Origin of the sequence: Tardiphaga sp. (assembly GCF_025356345.1) — a bacterium.
Classification (GTDB): Bacteria; Pseudomonadota; Alphaproteobacteria; order Rhizobiales; family Xanthobacteraceae; genus Tardiphaga.
This window is the reverse complement of sequence record NZ_JANXTC010000241.1, coordinates 1-2023: the sequence shown is the minus strand read 5'-3', so window position 1 is coordinate 2023 and position 2023 is coordinate 1. Positions and strand designations below refer to the sequence as shown.

Sequence of the window (2023 nt, the reverse complement as noted above, 5' to 3'; positions counted from 1 at the left end):
AAACAAAATGGGCGGCCCTGCGGCCGCCCTCTCCTCTAGCACTTTATTACGATCAGTGCGCGGCGGCGCCGGCGACAACGCCGCCATAGCCCCAGACGTAGATGGTGATGAATAGGAACAGCCAGACCACGTCGACGAAGTGCCAGTACCAGGCGGCGAATTCGAAGCCGAGGTGCTGCTGCGGCGTGAAATGGCCGGCATAGACGCGCAGCAGGCAGACCAGCAGGAAAATGGTGCCGACCAGCACGTGGAAACCATGGAAGCCGGTCGCCATGAAGAAAGTCGCGCCGTAGACATTGCCGGCAAAGGCAAAGGCGGCGTGGTGGTATTCATAGGCCTGCACGCAGGAGAACGCGGCGCCGAGCAGCACGGTGAGGATCAGGCCATATTTGACGCTCTTGCGGTCGCCTTCCAGCAGCGCGTGATGCGCCCAGGTGACGGTGGTGCCCGAGGTCAGCAGGATCAGCGTGTTGAGCAGCGGCAGATGCCAGGGGTCGAAGGTCTGGATGCCCTTCGGTGGCCAGACGCCGCCGAACAGCGCCTCGCGGGTGGCATGCACGGCGTCGGCGGGGAATAGCGAGGCGTTGAAATAGGCCCAGAACCAGGCGACGAAGAACATCACTTCGGAGGCGATGAACAGGATCATGCCGTAGCGGTGGCTGATCTGCACCACCCGGGTGTGGTCGCCCTTGTGCTGGGCTTCGCGGATCACATCCGCCCACCAGCTCGCGAACACGTAGAGCACGCCGACGGTACCGATGCCGAACACGATCGGCGCGGCGGCATACAGATGGTGCATCCAGCTGACAGCGCCGACCGCCATGACGAAGGCGAACAGCGAGACGACCACCGGCCACGGACTTGGATCGACGAGATGATAATCGTGGTGCTTTGCTTGCGCCGTAGCCATTGCAGTCTCTCCGTCAGCTGCGCCGGTCTGCGCCAGCGCGAGTTCGCTCGATATTCATAACCCAAACGCTCAGAGATTACCCTTGAGGCTTTCCTGGCGCTTGTCGACTTCGCCGGAAGCCAGCGGCTTCAGCGCAGGCTCACGCACCGGATAGAAAGTGTAAGACAGCGTGATCGAATTCAGACCGTCGTTCTCGGCATCATTGACGAGCGACGGATCGACATAGAACACGACCGGCATCTCGCGCTTCTCACCGGGCGCCAGGGTCTGTTCGGTGAAGCAGAAGCAATTGATCTTCTGGAAGTAGCTGCCGACCGTCAGCGGCGCCACATTATAGGCGGCCTGCGCGGTGGTGGAGCGGGCCGACTGGTTGGTCACGGTATAGAACATCGTGACGACCTCGCCGATCCGCACCTCGATCTCGCTCTGCTCCGGCACGAACTTCCACGGCAGACCGCCGGAAACATTGGCGTCAAAGCGCACCGCGATCTTGCGCGCCAGCGGACCGGTTGCCGGCGCCGAGGTCGCCACCATGGTGGTGCCGTTGAAGCCGGTGGCGCGGCAGAACCAGTTGTAGAACGGCACCGCCGCATAGGAGGCGCCGACCATGAACGCGACCAGCAGGCCACACATTGCCGCGACCCGGGCGTCGCGTCCAAGTCCACGGGATGGTTTAGGCTGCGGATCAGTCATGTGCATCACATCGGCCGGACGAGAACGCCAGGCCCCTTGACCATGGTGACGGCGAAGAACAGTACGACCAGGATGCCGAGCGCCCAGGCGATGGCCAGCGAGCGCTCGCGTCGGCTCTTCTTTTGCGCCTCGGTAAGGACGATGCCATCCAGTTTGGGTTTGTCGTCCATCGGATCATGCCCCCCAGACCAGCGGCAGGATCGCGCGAACCATCACCTCGAGCAGAAGGATGGCGAACAGCGCGAACAGATACAGGATCGAGAAGGCGAACAGTTTCCGGGTGGCGCGCAGCGCGGCGCTGCCGGTGCGGCGGTTGTAGACGATGACCGCGAAATACAGCATGCCGGCACCCAGGATCAGCGAGGCCACGCCGTAGACCGCGGAGAAATAGCCGAGCGGCCATGGCGCCACCGCGATCGC

The 2023-nt window shown here is 63.1% G+C and carries 3 protein-coding genes and 1 pseudogene; all 4 read right to left on the bottom strand.

Going from position 1 to position 2023, the window contains the following annotated elements:
• Positions 1–52: 52 nt before the first annotated feature.
• Positions 53–910 (bottom strand): cytochrome c oxidase subunit 3, encoded by an 858-nt coding sequence (locus tag Q0S16_RS14675; protein ID WP_295849479.1) that lies wholly within the window; start codon positions 908–910, stop codon positions 53–55.
• A 69-nt stretch (positions 911–979) separates the two neighbouring features.
• The gene (locus tag Q0S16_RS14670; RefSeq protein WP_295849477.1) at positions 980–1603 is read right to left on the bottom strand and encodes a cytochrome c oxidase assembly protein; all 624 of its coding nucleotides are present in this window, start codon (positions 1601–1603) and stop codon (positions 980–982) included.
• Between the two features lie 5 nt (positions 1604–1608).
• Positions 1609–1773, bottom strand: a complete 165-nt coding sequence (locus Q0S16_RS14665) for a CoxF protein (RefSeq protein ID WP_295849475.1) — start codon at positions 1771–1773, stop codon at positions 1609–1611.
• A 4-nt stretch (positions 1774–1777) separates the two neighbouring features.
• Positions 1778–2023 (bottom strand): annotated as a pseudogene (locus Q0S16_RS14660) (protoheme IX farnesyltransferase); the annotation flags it as partial.

Excerpts from the sequence above, each read along its gene's own strand:
- Q0S16_RS14665 (WP_295849475.1), bottom strand. The coding sequence starts at position 1,773 with ATGGACGACAAACCCAAACTGGATGGCATCGTCCTTACCGAGGCGCAA.
- Q0S16_RS14670 (WP_295849477.1), bottom strand. The coding sequence starts at position 1,603 with ATGACTGATCCGCAGCCTAAACCATCCCGTGGACTTGGACGCGACGCC.
- Q0S16_RS14675 (WP_295849479.1), bottom strand. The coding sequence starts at position 910 with ATGGCTACGGCGCAAGCAAAGCACCACGATTATCATCTCGTCGATCCA.